Source organism: Sulfolobus sp. B1, from assembly GCF_007050195.1.
Taxonomy (GTDB): Archaea; Thermoproteota; Thermoprotei_A; order Sulfolobales; family Sulfolobaceae; genus Saccharolobus.
Genome location: NZ_QIMI01000246.1, coordinates 1 through 1,399 on the forward strand (window position 1 = coordinate 1; position 1,399 = coordinate 1,399).

The 1,399-nt window shown below is 34.6% G+C and carries 2 protein-coding genes; one reads left to right on the plus strand and one right to left on the minus strand.

Going from position 1 to position 1,399, the window contains the following annotated elements:
- A partial coding sequence (locus tag DMP16_RS09890) for an adenosylcobinamide-GDP ribazoletransferase (protein WP_185957861.1) occupies positions 1-345 on the minus strand: 345 nt, incomplete at its 3' end.
- A gap of 42 nt (positions 346-387) precedes the next feature.
- Here DMP16_RS09890 and DMP16_RS09895 point away from each other — a divergent pair.
- The coding region (locus DMP16_RS09895) for a cobyric acid synthase (protein WP_143577191.1) at positions 388-1,399 on the plus strand (1,012 nt) is incomplete at its 3' end.

Genomic DNA, 1,399 nt, shown 5'->3' on the forward strand with positions numbered 1-1,399 from the left:
TACCAGTAATCCTATACCACCAGAGCCGATTTGAACGTCCTTTAACGCTTTTATCTTACGTTCTCTGTCACCCTTTACCATTAGTGCATCTCCCAAATCTAACAGACCATCCAGATGATTAAATCCCCTTAATAGCTCAATGATACCTATTAGTAAGATTCCAGCTATTGTACCTAGTATGAAATGTAGTAATGTGTAAGATGAGAACTCAATTATGGCTAATATGGGACCCACTATTATTGGAGCTAGAAATGAATATTTTGCTATGTCTTCTATGCTAACATTGGATCTTATTGGTAACGACGAGAAGAAGGCAATCTGTCCAACGATTCCCATCTTGCTCATATCTAATCATAAGTTTATTTACTAAAATATGTGATATGATTTGTGTCAATAATAGTAGCGTCGACAATGAGTGATTCTGGTAAATCCTTTATTACAGCGGGTTTAGTAAAAATCTTGAATTCTAAGCCATTAAAAGTACAGAACATGTCATTAAATAGTATATCTACGCATGATGGAGGAGAAATTGCATTTATTCAAGCATATCAGGCTATTGGTAGTCGTATCACTCCAGAAAGATTCATGAATCCAATACTTTTGAAACCAATGGGAAACGGCATAGAAGTAGTATATATGGGAGAATCCTTGGGTATAATGAAAGGCGAGGAGTATTATGACTTAGCTAACAATAAGCTTTGGTTAAAAATATCAGAATATTTAAAAAGAAATGATTTAGTTATTGAAGCGGCTGGAGGGTTAGGGGAACCTAATTTCATACATAAAGATATTACGGCAATAAAGGTTATGAAAGAGCTAAAGATTCCCGCTATATTAGTTTTAGACATTGATAGAGGTGGGGCATTCTCCTCGGCTTATGGAACATTTATGATGTTGCCAGATTCTATAAGAAGTAATCTAAAAGGTTTCATAATTAACAAATTCAGAGGAGATGAAAGATTTCTTTTTGATGCGATAAAGTGGCTCGAGGAGAAGACTGGAATGAAGTATCTAGGTTATATTCCATATCTTGAAGAAAGTCCAATTATGCCAGAGGATTCTATGAATATATATGATATAGGTGATGGGGATAAGGAAGTTGCTATCATAGCTTATCCTTATATGAGTAACTTTAATGAATTCTACGCTTTTAAGAAATCTAATGCTCACGTGTACTTCGCTAAGAAACCAAAAGAAATTGTAAAGGCTGATCTTGTAATATTACCCGGTAGTAGAAACACGTTAGAGTCTTTAAATTGGTTAGTTAGTAAAGGATTTATTGATTATATCAAGAATAAGAGAGTTTTAGGTATATGTGGCGGATTTCAGATTTTAGGTAGAAAAATTCTTGATCCCTATGGAATAGAGTCTGGCAAGCCATCGGAGTATAATGGCTTAG